The sequence below is a fragment of the bacterium genome (assembly GCA_035380285.1).
Taxonomy (GTDB): Bacteria; Auribacterota; Erginobacteria; order Erginobacterales; family DAOSXE01; genus DAOSXE01.
Window position 1 is genome coordinate 56095 of record DAOSXE010000002.1, and the last position, 16512, is coordinate 72606.

The 16512-nt window shown below is 65.6% G+C and carries 12 protein-coding genes; 2 read left to right on the forward strand and 10 right to left on the reverse strand.

The annotated features are described in order from the left end of the window. Positions 1-16: 16 nt before the first annotated feature. From PLZ73_01395 to PLZ73_01440, 10 genes are all read right to left on the reverse strand, one after another. Positions 17-1723, reverse strand: coding sequence for a glycosyltransferase family 39 protein (locus PLZ73_01395; GenBank protein HOO76523.1), 1707 nt, complete (start codon positions 1721-1723; stop codon positions 17-19). Beyond that, positions 1720-2889, reverse strand: coding sequence for a glycosyltransferase (locus tag PLZ73_01400; GenBank protein HOO76524.1), 1170 nt, complete (start codon positions 2887-2889; stop codon positions 1720-1722). The genes PLZ73_01395 and PLZ73_01400 overlap by 4 nt, the downstream gene beginning before the upstream one ends. After that, the gene (locus tag PLZ73_01405; GenBank protein ID HOO76525.1) at positions 2870-4420 is read right to left on the reverse strand and encodes a radical SAM protein; all 1551 of its coding nucleotides are present in this window, start codon (positions 4418-4420) and stop codon (positions 2870-2872) included. Before PLZ73_01405 ends, PLZ73_01400 begins: the two co-directional genes overlap by 20 nt. Continuing rightward, positions 4417-5523, reverse strand: a complete 1107-nt coding sequence (locus tag PLZ73_01410; protein HOO76526.1) for a glycosyltransferase — start codon at positions 5521-5523, stop codon at positions 4417-4419. Before PLZ73_01410 ends, PLZ73_01405 begins: the two co-directional genes overlap by 4 nt. 68 nt (positions 5524-5591) lie before the next feature. Continuing rightward, positions 5592-7037: a radical SAM protein gene (locus PLZ73_01415; protein ID HOO76527.1), complete on the reverse strand. Its 1446-nt coding sequence runs from the start codon at positions 7035-7037 to the stop codon at positions 5592-5594. 19 nt (positions 7038-7056) lie between these two features. Continuing rightward, positions 7057-7953 (reverse strand): glycosyltransferase, encoded by an 897-nt coding sequence (locus tag PLZ73_01420; GenBank protein HOO76528.1) that lies wholly within the window; start codon positions 7951-7953, stop codon positions 7057-7059. Next, entirely contained in the window at positions 7953-9365 is a 1413-nt protein-coding gene (locus PLZ73_01425; protein ID HOO76529.1) for a hypothetical protein, read from the reverse strand. Before PLZ73_01425 ends, PLZ73_01420 begins: the two co-directional genes overlap by 1 nt. Before the next feature lie 15 nt (positions 9366-9380). After that, the gene (locus PLZ73_01430) at positions 9381-10523 is read right to left on the reverse strand and encodes a hypothetical protein (GenBank protein ID HOO76530.1); all 1143 of its coding nucleotides are present in this window, start codon (positions 10521-10523) and stop codon (positions 9381-9383) included. A 126-nt stretch (positions 10524-10649) separates the two neighbouring features. Then, positions 10650-12695 carry a DUF2079 domain-containing protein gene (locus tag PLZ73_01435; GenBank protein ID HOO76531.1) on the reverse strand — a complete coding sequence of 682 codons (2046 nt, stop codon included), beginning with the start codon at positions 12693-12695 and terminating at the stop codon, positions 10650-10652. Continuing rightward, complete coding sequence (locus PLZ73_01440) at positions 12652-13581, reverse strand: class I SAM-dependent methyltransferase (protein ID HOO76532.1); 930 nt, start codon at positions 13579-13581, stop codon at positions 12652-12654. The genes PLZ73_01435 and PLZ73_01440 overlap by 44 nt, the downstream gene beginning before the upstream one ends. A 78-nt stretch (positions 13582-13659) precedes the next feature. On the opposite strand from PLZ73_01440, the gene PLZ73_01445 reads away from it, so the two are divergent. Together PLZ73_01445 and PLZ73_01450 are read left to right on the forward strand one after the other, a co-directional pair. Continuing rightward, positions 13660-15399 carry a radical SAM protein gene (locus PLZ73_01445; protein HOO76533.1) on the forward strand — a complete coding sequence of 580 codons (1740 nt, stop codon included), beginning with the start codon at positions 13660-13662 and terminating at the stop codon, positions 15397-15399. Continuing rightward, entirely contained in the window at positions 15393-16511 is a 1119-nt protein-coding gene (locus PLZ73_01450) for a glycosyltransferase family 4 protein (GenBank protein HOO76534.1), read from the forward strand. Before PLZ73_01445 ends, PLZ73_01450 begins: the two co-directional genes overlap by 7 nt. The last annotated feature ends 1 nt before the right edge of the window (position 16512 follow it).

Consider the following 16512-nt stretch of genomic DNA (forward strand, 5'->3'; position numbering starts at 1 on the left):
GTCGGCGCGCCCCCGGTCAGGGAGGCGAACCCGCCCAGCGCCATTCCGGGCGGTCGAGCGCAGCGGTGCGGGCGTAGAGCACGGCGGTGATGCCGAGGCCGGGAAACGTCCTCCGGGAATACTCGCGGATCAGGCCCAGATCCCGCAGAGTCCGGTAATAATCGTTCCAGCTCTCGGCTCCCCGAACCAGGTGCATGTTGCCCAACCGCCGGTAAGGCGATTCTTCCCCGACCTCGAGCCCGAGGAAAAAGGCGCAGCGCGGATCCCAGCCGGTGGCGACCGGAAACGGTTCGGCGAAGGTTTTCCAGTGCCAGAGGTGGGGAGAGAGCGTTCCCAGGTGAGCGGGAGCGCAGAGAGCGTAGCGGGGATCGACGGTCCCGCGGACGTAGAGGTACACGGATTCGGTCCCCTCGGGGGGAGCCGAACGCGGGGCCCGGGGGTTGAAGTGCTCACGGGGGAAGCGCAGCCAGCGCGGGTAGGAGGCCAGCCCGAAAAATACCGAGTAATCCTGGTAGAGCGTGTCGAGCTGGAGGTTGACCGCGAGGGCGGTGTTGATCGTCTGCTTGCACAGGGAAGGGAAATGAACGGCATCGCCGGCCAGAAGCACCGTCGCCGCCGCGCCCGCGACCAGGCGCGGCTTTCCGGACAGCCTCCGCCAGGCCCAGAGGACCGCGGCGGCCGACAGCAGCAGCAGGGCCGGGAACTGCACGTAGATGAACCGTTCCTGGCTGTTGACGATCAGGGACATGGGAACGAACGACGAGAGAAACAGCAGGAGCAGAAACCTGCTCCGGAGCCCCCGCCAGCCGAGGACGCCGTACACGATACCCCCCAGGTACGCCAGGTAGACGACGGACGAAAAACTGTAGGCGTAGAGCAGGGCCCGGACGAAGAAGAGGTGGGTCTCCCAGAACGTCAAACCCATGGGGTTCCAGGCGCCGGTATCCCCGATCCGGTAGAAGAGCATCCCCAGCTTGGCGTCGCGCGGGGGGAAGGCGATCCAGAGACCCCAGGGGAGAAGGAAACCCAGGGCCGTCCAGGGTATCCCTTTCAGTATTCTTCGGCGGTCTTCCCGCTCCCCGCCGGGGAGCAGGCAGCTGAGCCAGAACGCGGCCAAGGCCACGCCCGTGAAAATTCCGTAGATATACTTGGTGAAATAAAGGGCCGCCAGCAGAACACCGACCAGGACAGCACGGCGGCGGCCAGGGCCGCGCCACGATCCCAGAAACACCGCGCACAGAAGACACGTCAGCAGCAGCCCCAGGTTCTCGAACATGGCGGTGGAGGACATGGTGTAGAACATGGGCGAAAGGGCGAGACCCGCCGCCGCCAGCATCCCCGGCGCCAGGGTTCTTCCCCCCGTGAAAGCGCGGCCGGCGGCGAAGACGGCCATGATCGCCCCGGCCCCCAGGACCGCGCTCGCCGACCGGGCCGCGGCGTAGGAATATCCGAAGACCAGGAGAAAGGGCGCTGAAACCCAGGAATGGAAAAACGGCCAATAGATCTGCATGTTCGTGCAGCGCCCGAATTCACGGAGATCCGCGCCCCCCAGGCTCCGGGCGATCAAGGCGCTCAGGGTGGAGTGGTGGGCCTCGTCCCAGCAGAACGGCCCCTGGGAGCGGATGAGGAAGAACCAGGTGAAGAGAAAGCTTCCCAGCGCCAGGACCGCGACCGCCGGCAGCGCGAACTTCTCCGGCCTTTTCGGATTGGCCGCCCCTTTCACTCCCCTCCCCTCCCCTTCAAGCCGAGTTTTTTTTCAAGAGCGCCGGTCAAAAGCCGGCCGCTGCGCTCCCAGGAGTAGGCCTCGGGATCGAATTCCCTCCGGGGCGGCGGCGTCCCGGAGAGAATCTCCATTATTTTCCCGGCCAGGCCCGGGACGGTGGGGGGACAGGCATGAAGATAGGGCGAAAAAATATCGGCGGTCTCCCCCACCACCGCCCCGACGACGGGCTTGCCCATCGCCAGGTACTCCCCCACCTTCAGCGAGGTCTTCATCCGGTTGGCGAGGTTGTCCCGCATCAAGACCAGGGCCACGTCGGCCAGGGCCAGGTAGGAGGGGATTTCCTCCTGGGGAAGCAGGCCGGTGGTGACGCAGCGCTCGAGCCCCGGCGCTTCCATCCTCGCCCGGCACTCGGCGAACAGCGGCCCCCCTCCGATCACCAGCAGGTTTGCGTCGTGGCGCCGTTTCATGACCTCGCCGGCCGCGCCCAGGATAAGGTCGATGTCCAAAACGCCGCCGGTGGTAAAAGAGGCCAGGAAGACCAGGACCGGGCCGGAGCCGAGCCCCAACCGCGCCCGCAGCTCGGGGTCGGGCGGCCGGGGCCGGAAAAGCTCCCGATCGATGCCGTGGGGAACCAGCGCCGGACTGCCCAGGCCCCGGCGCTCGGACCATTCCCGGATGTGGCGCGAGGGGGTCGTCACGCAGTCGGCGAAGCGGGGGAAAACGCGTTCGCACATCCAAACCAGAACCGAACGGAGACGCCCGGCTTGAAGAGGATACCCGAGATCGTCCCAATCCACCGCCACCGCCTTTCCCCTGAGTTTGGCCGCTACCAGCAAAGGAACGGTCAGGGGGGTGAACGTCTGCAGCAGCAGCACCCGGTACCCGCCGCGGAGAACGATCCTCATCCGTTTCCACGAAGCCCGGACAAGACCGGCCGGACTCGGGTCCTGGGCAACGGAAATGACGCCGGGATCGTCTCCCCGGTAATTGGACTCGACGTACGCCACCTTGAAACCGGCCCGGAGGAGGGCGCGGCGGAGGTGGCGGAAACGGTGGGTGGAGCCGTAACCGTCATCCATGGCGTTGACGGCCAGGACATCCGCGGGGAAGAGGCCCGGCGCGGCGGAGGCCTTCAGGGGCGGCCGGTCAGGACGGTTCGTTCTCATGGACGGAAAAATCGACGCTCCCGCGGTTGCGGGCGCTGCGGATCAATTCCCGCATCTTGAGCAGGTAGTAGCGCCAGAGGACGGTGTCGCCCCGGACCAGAAAGCGGCCGAGGTATCCCGCCTTGCGGAGCAGGCGGCGCGGGCTACGCAGGGTTCCTCTCAGAAAAGCCCGGACGGCGCGGCTCTCCGCTCCGGCCAGGAACTCGCCCGGAGTCTCGCCGGCGGGGGCGTAACGTCGTTTGCCGTCGAATTCGCTCCAGGCAACCGAACGTCCGGTGTCTTTGCGGAGCCGGTCATAGGCGGGAGTTCCGGGGAAAGGGGTCCGGTAGCTGATCTGGACCGAGTCCAGGGGGACGGTTCCGAGGAATGCAACGGTCTCGTCGACGGTCTCGGGAGTCTCGCCCTCCAGGCCGAACATGAACGAGGCATGGGTCCGGATGCCCAGATCGAAACAGGTCTTTACGATCTCTCTCACCTTGCCCAGGTCCACGGGTTTTTCCAGATGGGCGAGCACGGCCGGAGCGGCGCTCTCCACGCCGAACTTCACCCCCACGCATCCGGCCCGGGCCATCCGTTCCAGCAGGGGTCCGTCCAGGCCGACGGCGTCGGCCATGCAGGACCAGGAGACCCCGAGGCCCCGGGTTTCGATCTCCCCCAGGATACCCTCGACGTGGGAGCGGTTGATGCTGAAGGTATCGTCGTCGAAATATATCTCCCGGGCTCCGAAGCGTTCGACCGCTTCCTCCATCTCCCCGACCACGTAGCCGGGGGTGAACATCCGGTAACGGCCCGAGGCGTACATCACGTTCACCCAGAGGCAGTAGGAACAGCGGAAGGGGCACCCCCGGCTTGAATGAAGCTGGACGGCGGGCTTGCGGCGGTTGATGATGTCGAAATACGCTCCGGCATCGCTCCTGCGGTTGGAGGGAAAGAGGTGGCGGGCGGGATGCGGCAGCCGGTCGAGAGGCTCGACCAGGCCCGGAGACGGAACGACCGCCGGAACCCCGTCCCGCCGGTGGGCCACGCCCCCCACGGAAGCGGGGTCGGCGCCGGCCGCCAGGGCCCGCGCCAATTCCAGGAAATTCGTTTCGTACTCCCCCAGGAGAATAAAATCGATCTCGGGGTTGGCGGCGAGCACATCGGCGGCGAAGACGGTGACATGGGGCCCGGCCAGGGCCGTCCGGCAGCCGCTTTGTTGCCTCAGTCTCTTCGCCGTCTCCAGGTCGTAGTCGATGGTGGGCGTCGAGGTTTCGATCAGGACCAGGTCCGGGGAGAGGGCGGCCGCCTCCCGCAAGAATTCGGCCGGGGTCTGGTTGAGGGCGACCGAGTCCAGGACTTCGACCTCGAACCCGTCCGCTTCCAGGAGCCCGGCGGCGTACCCGAGAAAAAACGGGAACGGCAGATACGGCGAGGCCATCGAGCGTTTTTTGAAGATGGTGTGCGGCCAGCGCGACCCGGCTTTGATGAAGTAAAGTTCCTCGTCCCCCTTCTGGGGGAGGAGAATCGGGGGGTTGGCCAACAGTATTTTCATGGTTCGCCGCCAGACGTCTTCCAGTTGCCGCCGACCGGGTGGCGGCGGAAGAGGTAATCATACCAGATAAGGACGATGACGCCCTGCATCAACGTCATGTAGACGGTGAAGTTTCCGCCCGCGGCGAAAGCCGCGATCCAGACCGCCACCGCCGCCACCAGAGCCGCCCAGGGCCCCGCCGACAGTGCCAGCGAACCCAGGAACACCGCCAGCAGCAGCGGGAAAAAAAAGGGAAGCAGCCGCCGGACGAGAAAGGTCAAGGCGAAGAAACCGTACCGGGGGCGGAGCAGGCGGAGGTGGCGGACGACCACCTCCAGGGTGCAGCTCCCCCGTCGGCGTTTCTGCCTCAGCAGTTCCCCAACGGTGGGCGGCGCCGTCTCCTCCACCTCCGCCGACGGTTCCTGAACGACCCTGAACCCGCCCCCGACGATCTCCAGCGCCAGCTCGATATCGTCGACCGCGCTGGCGGGGTTGATACGCTCCACCAGGGCGCGGCGGAAACCGCAGAGCTGGCCGTACATAAACGGAACCGAGGAAAAAGCGCTTTCCATCGCCTGCAGGCGGTTCTCCTCGGCCAGGTATGCCCGTTCGTAGCCGGCGCTGCGTCCCCCCGGCCGCGCCCGCAGCCTCCCGCTGACCGCTCCGATTTCCGGGTCCCGGAACCGCCCCGCCAGGCCCCGCAGCGACCCCGGGCCGATGTCGGTGTCGGCGTCGGTCAGGACCACGACCTCGCCGCGAGCCCGTTCCAGGCCCCGGTTGAGGGCGCCGATTTTGCCCGAGGGCCGGGAAAGCCTGAGCAGCGTCGCCTCGGCGCCCGCGGCGGCGGCCGCGGTCCCGTCGTCGGAGGCGTCGTCGACGACGATGATTTCCCTCAGGGCCGCGGGGTAGTCCGATTCCGCCAGCTGCCGGAGTTTTTTTCCGATAACCGCCTCCTCGTTTCGAGCCGCCACGATCACGGAGATAAAGGGAGTGACCCCGTCCCCGGCGTCGGAACCGGCCCCGGACGCGGCCGCGGCCCGAAAGGACAGAACCGCCCGGTAGACGACAGGGAGAAGACAGATGCTCCCCGAAAGGGCGCATGCAACAAGCCAAACAACGTTCACATCATTCCCGTCCGGATCGAGCCCGGGACGGCCGGACCGCAAAACCCGGTTGCACCGCCGGCCCGGACCTACCCCCGGTCCCGGGAAAACAGATACGAAAGAAAATTTTTTGCGCCCCGGACCTTGCGGTAAAGATCGGAGAACGAGCGCGTATCCAGGAGGAAATGTAGCATAAAGCCGGGGCGCAGATAAAAGGATTTGAGCCCGCGGTCCACGTACGCCTGAATCTGCTCCTTGCTCAGCTCGGGGTACTCCACCACCGTGGCCTGTTCCCCGCCGTCCAGCCAATCCTCCCACGACCGCGCCCGGATCAGGTTGTTCTCCCGGCAGTACCGGTAATACTCGGTCCCCGGAAAAGGGATGGCCGCGGAGAATTGAAGGGTGTCGAGTTTGAGGGACCCGGCGAAGGCCAGGGTCCGTTCCATGCTGGCGACGGTTTCGCCCGGCAGGCCCAGGACGAAGCAGCCGTGCACCGACAGCCCCGCCCGGTGCGCGGCGCGGACGAACTCTTCGGACTGGGAGAGGGTGATGCCCTTCTTCATCCGGTTTAAAACCTCCTGGTCGCCGGATTCGAACCCGACCAGGAGTTCGCGGCATCCCGCTTCCTTCATCTCCCGGAAAAGATCGGCGTCTGCGGTATCGGACCGGGCGTTGACCGACCAGGCGACGCCGAGACCGCGGGACCGGATTTCCCGGCAGATTTCCCGGGCGCGGCGGCGGTCGACGGTGAAGGTGTCGTCCTCGAAAAAGATCTCCCCCCGGCGAAGCCGGGGCCAGAGGCGCAGGTCGTTCTCCATCTCGTCGACCACGTTTCCGGGCGAGCGCAGGCGATAACGCCGGCCGTGCATCACCTGGGGCCAGAGGCAGAAGCTGCACCGGAACGGGCATCCCCGGCCGGAGATGAGATCGAAGTAAGGGTATAGCTTGCCTCCGTCGAAGTAGGACATGACCTCCAGTTGGTGCCAGGCCGGAAAAGGAAGCCGGTCGAGGTCCTCGATCAGGGGGCGGGGGCCGGTATGTACGACTTGCTCCCCGCGCCGATACGCTATCCCCGGAACCCCGGCCAGGTCTTCCCCGGCGTCCAGGCAGGCGATGACGTCCCGCACCGCGTAGTCGTATTCGCCCCGGACGACGACGTCCACGGCGCCGGCGGCATCTTTCAGGGTTTCTTCAGGGAGCGCGCTGGCGTGCGGCCCCACCATGATCACCGCCGACCCCGCTTCCTCCTTGACGATCCGGGCGCAGTCGATGTCCGAATAGATCGAGGGGGTGGTAGAGTCCAGCACCGCGTACCCGGGGCGCTTCTCCCGGATCAGGCAACGCAGTTCCTCCTTTCCCCAGCGCCTCGCCGGGAAATCGTAGAGTTCCACGTCCATTCCGGAATTTTCCAGCACCGCGGTGGCGTAGGCGAGCCAATCCGGCGGGCGCAGAACCCTTCCCCGGGTCCGGGCCGCCCAGCGCTGGGTGCGGCAGAAATCGGGGACGAAGGGCTCGTTGATCACCGTTACTTTCATGGGAAATCCCCCGGGACCTTCAGAGACCGCGGCCGGAGAGCTTGCGCAGGTGCTTGTCTTCCTCCCGGTGAGCGATATTGATGGCATGGAGGACGATTCCGATCCCCAGCGAGATCAAGCCGACCAGGGAGAGGAACAGAGCCGAACCGAAAACGAAAAGGTTCCGGTCCGCGAGGCCGGCCGCGAGGAGCGCGGCGGCGGCCAGGTTCGCGCCCAGGAAGACGCAGCCCCCCACCGTCATCGGCTGGTGTTCCCGCAGGAGCATGAAGATGTTGAAAAGTATCCGGTAGCCGTCGCTGATCGTCTTCAGCTTCGAGCTGCTCCCCTCCGGCCGTTTCCGGTACTCGATGTCCCGGGAACGGATCCGGAACCCGTGCCAGACGCTTTTGATGTTGATCTCGGTCTCGATTTCGAAGCCTCCGGAGATCAGGTTCAACTCGTCGACGAGGGAGCGGCTCATGACCCGGTACCCGCTGAGCATATCGGGGATGTTGACCTTGTGGAGGCGGTAGGTGATGGAGCGGATGACCTTGTTCCCGAAAAGATGAAAGCCGGAAAAGGAGCCCGCCTGATAGATCTTGAGCCGGTTGCCGATGCACATCTCGCATTCGCCGGCGGCCACCGGCTCGATCAGGGCGCGAACGTCTTCGGCCGAGTAGGTGTCGTCGCCGTCGACCATCACGTAGATGTCGGCCCGGCAGCGCTCGAGCATGGTCTGCACCATGTTCCCCTTCCCCACCCGGGGATCGCGGATCACCGTGGCGCCGGCGGCGGCGGCCAGCTCGGCGGTGCGGTCGGCGGAGTTGTTGTCGCCCACGTAAATTTCGGCCTCGGGGAGCTCCCGGCGGAAATCCCCGATCACCCGGGCGATCGTCGCTTCCTCGTTGTAGCAGGGTATGAGCACGGCGATGTTCATTATCGTTTCCTGTTCGGTTCCGGTTGCGGCCCGGGAACCGGACGGGCCGCCTCCCAGTACGCCAGAGCGCAATAATATACCATGAGCGGGATGACCGTGAGCATTGCTCTGTTGATGGTCGTCCCCACCAGCAGCCATTCGAAAAAGGGTGTAAACACGAAGACCCCGAGAGAAACGGCCAGGGCCAGGAACAGGGCCAGGGCCGGCCAGCGCAGACGGTACGCCCGGTCCCGGATCAGGGCCGGAACGGAAACGGCGACGGCCAGAAGGAAATAGGGCCAGAGGAGGTTGTAGTTGCCGGTGTGGAAAAAATAGCGCTCCAGCAGGGCGAACGCCTGGGAGTGGTATTCCAGCACCCGGGCCTGGGCTGAAAGCCCCAGCTGAAGGTTGTAGGAGGCCTTGACCAGGAACCAAGGCAGGTTGGGGAGAAGGGCCAGGGCCAGGAAACCCAGGAAAAGGGCCAGCTTCCGCCGCCAGGCGATCCCGGCGGCGATCAGGACCAGCGCCAGCACCGGAACCGCGCTGCCGCCGAAGAGGGCCACCATTTCGTCCTTGGTGGACAGGCCGGCGGCGAAAGCCAGGGCGGAGACGGCCAGGAGCCGCCGGTCCCGCTCCACCGCGGCGCGGACCAGGTAGGCGATGCCGGCGAAGAAATACAACCCCACCGCCGCGTCGTAGTAGGCGAAACCGGCGTGAAAGGCGAGCAGGGGCACGCTCATGAGCAGGTACGAGAACACGGCGCCGAGGTGGGGCGGCAGCGAGCGGGAGAGGACCCCGAAAAACAGCGCGCCCAGGCAGAGATACAAGACGAGGGCGTCGAGGTTGACCAGTTTGTCGTTCCATTCCCCCGCCCAGACGGCCACCCAGGCTTTGAAGAGCGGGATCCCGTTGGGATAATGGGGGTTGGCCTGGCCCAGCAGATCGGGGTCGTCCCGGCCCAGGACGATTCCGCGGTGTTCGAAGTAAACCTTCCCCTTCATGTTCCAGAACGAGACGCTGTCGTCGAAATAACTGGGGCTGACGGCGACAAGATCCGCCGCCACCGCCGCGTGGACGCCCACCAGCACCAGGGCCGCCGCCGCCAGCAGGCGCCTTCCCCGCGAACGGTCAGGGGGAAGGAAAGGCGCCGCCGCCGCCCACAACGCCCGCCAACCGCGCCGCCGCCCCAGCGCCCAGACGACCGCCGCCGTCGGCAACAACACGGCGGCGGCGACCGGCCGGGAGAAGCCGACGCCCAGCACCCCCAGGTAGAACAGGTAAAACCCTACGGCCCCCATGCCCAGGACGACGGCGAGCGGCAGTTTTTCCCAGAGCGTCAGCCGGGGTCGGCGTCCTTCGGCCGCGGCGAGCAGAACCCAGCCGACCAGTCCGGGCACGAGGTAGGCGGCGGCGGTTTTGAGGAGCAGAGCCATACCGCTGTTCAATCCTTATTCGTCATCTTCGCGGAAGACATAGGTGTTTTCGTCCATCCTGGCCACGACGCGGCCCGGACCGGAAATAAAGACGGGCGCTCCCGGTCCGACCAGCCGGAGCCGGCGTGAGACCGGGTCCGGGACGATCTCGGGGTTGTCGTACATCAGGTGATAACGGATGTTCTCCCCGGGAACGATATTGGCGGCGGTATCGCAGTTGAGGCGGCGCGGGTAGAGGTAGTAGATCAACCGGCAATCGTAGGGCCATCCCTGGTAAAAATGGTACGAGGCGTCCCGGGGGATATGCTCCCGGGCGAAGTCGACCAGGCGGTAAAAATCCCCCAGCCCCGGATAGTTTTTTTCCCGCGCGGGGGGAGCCGCGAACTGCCGGTTCACCTCCCCGGCCAGTTCGACCATGCCGTACATCTCCCGGAGGTCGTAGAGCACCCAGACCGCGCCCAGAACGGCCGCGGTCCGAATGACGACGGCACGGACGCCCGCGCCGGACCGGACGCGGGCGATGGAGCACAGGATACCGATAAGAACGGCAAGGGCGGCAGCGGCCAGCGCCCAATCGATCAGGGGCAGGCCGTAGAGGACGGGACTGTTGAGGGAATTGACGGTCCCGGGGTGCAGGGGCCGGGGGGCCATGAATTCCCGCCACCCGTCGGAGAGGTAGGCGGGGAGGGAGAACGGCCGGATTTCCACGGAATCCAGTTCCACCCACCCCGGCGCGCCGTTGAAGAACAGCCCCAAACGGCCTGGAACCCCTTCGGCGGCGCCCGGCGGCAAAGGAAACCAGACCGTGTGGAAGCGGCGGTCGCGGACGGCCGTGCCCTCGCCCAGAACTTCGGGAGGGCGACCCGGTCCCTGGAAAAAAGCGCCCGCCAGGCGGGGGGAGAAGGCCCGGAAACGGATCCGCAGGTACCGGTCTTCCGGTCCCGCGCGCCCCGGAAGGAACACCACCGCCTGGTTCTGAGCCCAGAACCGGAAGCTTCCCCCCACGACCCCGGCGCCGGCGATCCCATCCCCGCTCCAGGCCCGCCCGTCGTCGGGGCGGTCGAACTCCCAGGAGGAGGCGCGGGCGGATGCGGGAAGAACGGCGCAGAACAGAGCCAGGCAGATTCCACGAGCCACTCTGGGGGGGAGACCGTCCATGTTATCCGTCTTCTCCTGACCTCATGCCTGACCCGGTACCCGTCCCGGGACCGCGGTTCCGTCACTCTAGGGGCTCGGCGCCGTTTTGGCAAGGAGCATCCCCGCCCCGGGACGACGGGCCGCGGGCTAGTCCGGTTTCAGGGCCCCGGGGCGCGAATAGAGCGGCAGTTCCACAAGCAGTTCCGCCGGCGCGATCCCCTGTCGGGGGAGGTAGTTGAGGATCATGGCCGTATCCAGGGCCGGGTTCAACCCGGTCCCGGACCGCCGGGCCAGGGCCAGGAGCCGGAGGTCGTAGCTGCCGGACGCCCCCGGGGGAAGCAGGATATTGGCCCGCAGGCGCACCCGCTCCCCGGCCCGCCAGCGGTAGGAGGGGTAAATGCGGTACGGGGCCATCAGCGCCTGCTGAACCAGAGGAGCGGAGCCGGAGGGGCCGGTCAGAAGAACGACCGGCAGCAAATCCGGCAGCGGGGCGCGGCGGACCATGAATTCGGCGCTGAGGCGGGCGACGGGGAAACCCAGTTCCTCCCCCCGATCGAGTTTCACCGCGCCGATTTCCAGCCCGGGCAGCCCCGGCACCGGCCGGAATTCCTCCCCGGCCGCCGGCGCCGGCGCCTCGACCACCCCGGGCTCGTAAGTCTCCCCCCGCCGGAAAAGAGCCAGGGAATTGACCGACGCCGCCAGGCGCCACCGTCCTTCCCGGAGAAATTCGCGGACCGATTCGTCCCCCCCGGGGGTGTAGAAGTCGTAAAAAGTGAGCCAGTCGTCGAAATCAACCAGGATCCACTCGGCTTTTTCCCGCGCGGGCGGGATTTCCGGACGAAAGTCGGGGTGGGTGGTAAAGGCGTAGAGGTGGTAGAAGTAGAACAACCAGGGACGGCTGGAGAGCTTGGGGGTGAAGGCGAAGCTGGCGATGACCGGCGCTGCGGCCGGGACCGCATCCACCATCCGGTCCCGAACCGCGTCTTCCCGGGTATATGCCCACGTTCTCCAACCTTGGGGAAGCTCGAAAAGCGGACCGAAAAACCAGGCGGAAAGAACCGAGGCGATTATCACCGCTCCCGCCAGGACCCGGCGACCGGTAGGAAGGGACAAGACCCGGAGAAGGTTCCTGGCCCCGAAGATCGAACCCAGAAAGACCAGGGGGGTGATGATGGAGGAGTATTGGTAATGAATCGAGTAGTGGGAAAATCTCTGAGAGAGCAGCCCCTCGGCCAGGCTGACGAGCAGAGCGGCCATGCCGGCGGGCGAGAAAACGGCGAGAAAAGCGACCGGAACCAAAAGATGCAGCAGATAGAGAAGCTTGGGCCCGGTGAAGACGGCCGAAACCACTTCGAGAGGATGGGTCAGGAGGTTGACGGCGATCTCTTGAGGAGAATTTCCCAACCAGCTGAAAAAGGCCATGCCCGCTTGAGAAGCGCTGGTCTGATCGATCACCGCCGGACGAAACGCCGGCTGAATCGCTTTCAGGCAGACGGCGAACCAGACGGCGGCGACGGCGATGGTCCCCAGTCCGACCCACGCCTGTCGACCGGCCCCGAGGGAACGGAGTTCGCGGGCCTGGATCACCGCGAAAATTCCCAGCGCCGCCACGGGAATAGCCGCGTCCTCACGGCAACTCAAGGCCAGCCCCACTAAAAGCCAATAGCCCCAGCGACGTCCTGAAACCAGGGCCCAGGCGGCTCCGAGCAACAGCGGGGTGGTCAGGGCTATGGGATGGAATTCGTAAAGACAGACGAAGTTCATGGCCGGAAACACCAGGTAGGCGAGGCCGAAGATCAGCCCGAAGGGATCTCCCAGGATTTTACGTGCCAGCAGGTACACCGGCCACGCCCCCAGCCCCAGGGCCAGCGCCTGGAGAGTGAGCAAAAAGAGGGGAGAACCCATAAGGGCGTACGTCGGCGCCAGCAGAATCAGGACGATAAAGACATGACCGCCGTTAAAGACCGTGGCGTGGCCGGGAGCCCCCCCCGCCAGGAAGCCGTGGGCGGCGTTCCAGGCGGTCTGATTAAGCAGGGCCAGATCGATGTCGCCGAAGGAGAAAGAACCGTATTTGCGCCAGGCAACGGCGGAAAATACCGCGAAAAAGACCAGTATCCCCGCCCCAACCGCGGGGAGATGCCACCGCTGTCTACTCCGTTGCCGGCTCCGAGTTTTCTTTTCTTTTCCGCCCAACCGCTACAACCTCCCTATCTTCGCCGCCGCAGGGGAAAGCCGATAAAAACCGCAGGAGATGATTTTCATAAAGAGTCTTGAAAAAAGTATACAGGTTCTTTTCCTGCAGGGGAGTCCGATAATTAAAATCGCGCCAGGCTTGGCTCGATACCAGCCGGCTCCTCAGTCGTGAGTTGGCCAGATCGGCCCAGCTGTTTCTTCCCTCCACTCCGACCTCCGCGGAAAATCCGGCGGCGCCCAAAGCCCGGGTCAGGGTCTCGGGAGTGAAATAACTGAGATGCTCCCGCGGCTTGAGATGGCCCAATAAAGCGGTGCGGCCGCGGTTCACCAGACGGGACGCCAGGTTGGGAACCCGGATATAAACAATGCCGGCGGGTTCGAGCAGAGTGCTGACGAATTTGAGCATCTCCACCGGCCGGGGCAGATGTTCGAGGACATGGATCATAACCACGGCGTCGAAGGTCTCCCCGGGGGGAAAATCCTCGATCCGGAGACACCGGCACGAAAGCCCGCGGCCTCGGGCATAGGATACGGCATTGGCGCTGACGTCCACTCCCTGGGCCCGCCATCCCCGCTCGACCAGGTATTCTACGAAAAAACCGTAGGAGCAACCCACCTCCAACACCCGCGAACCCGGGGCCGCTTTCAACCGCGATTCCCAGATGCCGAAGCGGCGGCGGAGACCGCGGCGGGGGCGGCCGCTCGAAGGCGATCGGGGATAAATGTTGTCGTAACCGACATCCGTTTCCCCCTGCCCCTCAAGAACTTCAAAAACCAACCCGCAGACCGGACAGCGGACGACGAGCAGCCCGGGAATGTCGAGAACGCTTCGAAAACCGGCGGAAGCGCCACAGACTCGGCAGGCGGGAAGCGAAAGATCGTTCATGCGCACACCATACCCCATTTCCCGCTCCCGGAAAAGTTTTCCGCTTCCGTCCGTTATGCTATGCTTTCGCCCAAGAGCATGAGAGTCCTTTTCATACATCCGCCTTCAACCCGCAACCTTAACTATATATCGCATGCCGGAATCGTTCTCCCTTCCGGAATCGCGGCGTTGAGCGCCTGGCTGCGCCGGGAGTTCGGGCCCGCGAATATCGAAATCGGCGTGATCGAAGGTCATGCCCGCAATCTCGGGGTCGAAGAGATCGTCCGGGAAGCGACCCGGAAAGACTGGGATGCCTACCTCTTATCGTACTGGACCGCTTTCGCCATGCAGGCTTACGCCGTTTCCGATCGGCTTAAACGCCTGCGCCCGAACACCCCGATCGTCCACGGCGGCGTCCATGCCAGCCTGGTTCCGGAGGACGCCCTGCCCCATGCCGACTACGTCGTGCTCGGCGAGGGGGAAATCACTCTTGCCGAACTCCTCCGGGCACTGGGAGGGGAAGGCGACCCTCGCCGGGTCCGGGGTATCGCTTATCGTGAAAACGGGTCAGTGCGCCTCACCGAAACGCGGCCTCTTCTGGAAAATCTCGACGACACCCCCTTCCCCGCCTACGATCTTCTGGATCTGGAACCTTATTTCCGGCAGGTGGGCGAAAATATCATGCATGTGGTGGGGGGGCCGCGTTTTCCGCTGTACCCCTCCCGGGGCTGCCCGTTCGACTGCGCCTATTGCTGCTCCCCCGCCATGTGGCGAAGAAAGGTCCGCTGGCGCAGCCCCGCCGGCGTCATCGCCGAAATGCGCCGCTGTATCGAAGAGTACGGAATCTCCAGCTTCCATTTCTGGGACGACAACTCCATGCTGGGGGGAACGTGGATGGAGCATTTCTGCCGGGAACTGCTGGATTCCGGGCTCAAGACCAACTGGGTGGCCCTGACCCGGGCGGAGACCATCATCAAACACCGGGAAATTCTCCCCCTCATGCGCCGGGCGGGATGCCTGGGTTTGGAAATCGGCATCGAGAGCACCAGCGAGAAAGCCCTGGAAGCGATGGACAAGGGCCAGACCCTGGTGGAGATCGAGGAGGCTCTGCGGCTTCAGCGCCAGGCCGGACTCCATGCCCTGTACACCCTGATGGCTTTCTCGCCGGGAGAGGACCTGACCAGTTTCTGGGTCCAAAACCGGACGATGGACAGATACTTCAACGGGTCCCGCTTCCCCGCCCTTTACTTGGGGCAGTTCGCCACCACCTACCCCGGCACCCGCTTTTTCCGGGAAGCGCCCCGGGAAGGAATGGTTCTGGCCCGGGACTGGAACGACCACCACCACGATACCGTGAACTTCGCCCCCTTTTCCCTCCTCCGGGACGTGCCGGTGCGCACCCGGCGCATCCTGCCCTGGTCCGGCGCCGCGATCTGCTTGGCGGCCATGTTCAGGATACGTTACGAAGTCTTCGATCTGGAACAGCCTCCGAGCCGGCTGCGGCGGAACCTGGCCGGGCACTGGAAACGGTTGCGCTGGTTTTACCGGCGCTGCGACGGAACCAAGACGATCGCCGACCTGGGAGAAGAGATGCAGCGGATTTTTCCCATCGAAGACCGCTTCGAGGGCATCCGCTTCTGTTGCGTCGCCGCTTTGCTGCTGGCTTGCCTGGGGTTGATCAAATCGGCGAACAACCCCCACTCCATCCGGGCGATTCATCGGGGAGTCTTCCTCTACTACCTGGCCAACCTCTTTAACCCTCACTATCTGAAAACGCTCGGACGACTGGGACGACGGGCCTTTTCTCCCCGGACGGAAACCGGAGAGACCCGATGCTGAACATCGCCCTCGCCGCCAGCGGAGCGGGGCACATACGCCGGGGCATCGAAATCTGGATCGAATCGCTCCACCGCCGCCTGAGCGGACGTTGCCGGGCCGTGCTCTTCAAGGGGGGAGGAACGGAAGCCGGGGGGGAGCGGGTACTCCCCTGCCTGCGCCGGGACGCCCGGATCTGGGGAGGGGTCTCGTCCCCCATCCCCTGGACGGCGAGGATGTACGCCGAACGGCTCAGCTTCGCCCCCGCCCTGTTGGGGCGCCTCAAGGAATTCGATATCCTCCATACCGCCGACCCCTTCCTGGCCGCCCTGGCGGTGTACTTCCGGAAAGCCGGGTACTGGAAGGGAGCAACCCTCCTTTCCTACCAGGGGCCCGGCCCGGTATGGGGCTGGTACGCCAACCGGGTCGGCCACGTCCAGTTCCTCGACGAGAGCTATCTGACGGGGCCCGGGGCCCGGCTGCGGGACCGCGGCCGGGCCCACGTCGTCCCCAACTTCGTGGACACCGATGTGTTCCGCCCCGGAGACCCCGGCGCCGCGCGGCGCGCTCTGGAGATCGACGTTCCCGGCCCCCTGGTCGTCTCGGTGGGAGCGATCACGGGGATGAAGGGGATCGACCTCCTCACCCGGGGAATGGAACGGCTGCGCCGGGACGCGGGCGTACCCGCGGAGCTGCTGCTGGTGGGGCAGGAACAGAGCGAGTCCGCCGCTATCGTCGCCCGGGCCCGCACCCGGCTGGGCGGGGCGCTGCACGTGCGCGCGAACCTTCCCCACCGGCTCATGCCCGAAGTCTACCGCGCCGCCGATGCCTTCGCCCTCTGCAGCCCCTTCGAGCCTTTCGGGATAGCCTTCATCGAAGCCATGGCCAGCGGGGTCCCGGTACTGGGCAACCGGGTTCACCCGACCGTTTCCATCATCGGCGGCGGCGGACTGGCCGCGGACGTCCTTTCTCCGGCGCGGACGGCGGCGGCGCTGGAACGCCTGCTGGCGCCGGACGCCCGCGAGGTTTTCGGGAAACCCGGACGCCGCCGGGCCCTGGAAACGTATTCGGCGGCGGTGGTGGTGGGGCAGATCGTCGATCTCTACGCCGAGCTGGCCGGCGGCGGCCGGACCTGAC

What these genes read in the sequence shown, in the direction of transcription:
- PLZ73_01400 (HOO76524.1), bottom strand. Translation starts at nt 2,889, where the DNA reads ATGAGAACGAACCGTCCTGACCGGCCGCCCCTGAAGGCCTCCGCCGCG.
- PLZ73_01405 (HOO76525.1), bottom strand. Translation starts at nt 4,420, where the DNA reads ATGAAAATACTGTTGGCCAACCCCCCGATTCTCCTCCCCCAGAAGGGG.
- PLZ73_01415 (HOO76527.1), bottom strand. Translation starts at nt 7,037, where the DNA reads ATGAAAGTAACGGTGATCAACGAGCCCTTCGTCCCCGATTTCTGCCGC.
- PLZ73_01420 (HOO76528.1), bottom strand. Translation starts at nt 7,953, where the DNA reads ATGAACATCGCCGTGCTCATACCCTGCTACAACGAGGAAGCGACGATC.
- PLZ73_01425 (HOO76529.1), bottom strand. Translation starts at nt 9,365, where the DNA reads ATGGCTCTGCTCCTCAAAACCGCCGCCGCCTACCTCGTGCCCGGACTG.
- PLZ73_01430 (HOO76530.1), bottom strand. Translation starts at nt 10,523, where the DNA reads ATGGACGGTCTCCCCCCCAGAGTGGCTCGTGGAATCTGCCTGGCTCTG.
- PLZ73_01440 (HOO76532.1), bottom strand. Translation starts at nt 13,581, where the DNA reads ATGAACGATCTTTCGCTTCCCGCCTGCCGAGTCTGTGGCGCTTCCGCC.
- PLZ73_01445 (HOO76533.1), top strand. Translation starts at nt 13,660, where the DNA reads ATGAGAGTCCTTTTCATACATCCGCCTTCAACCCGCAACCTTAACTAT.
- PLZ73_01450 (HOO76534.1), top strand. Translation starts at nt 15,393, where the DNA reads ATGCTGAACATCGCCCTCGCCGCCAGCGGAGCGGGGCACATACGCCGG.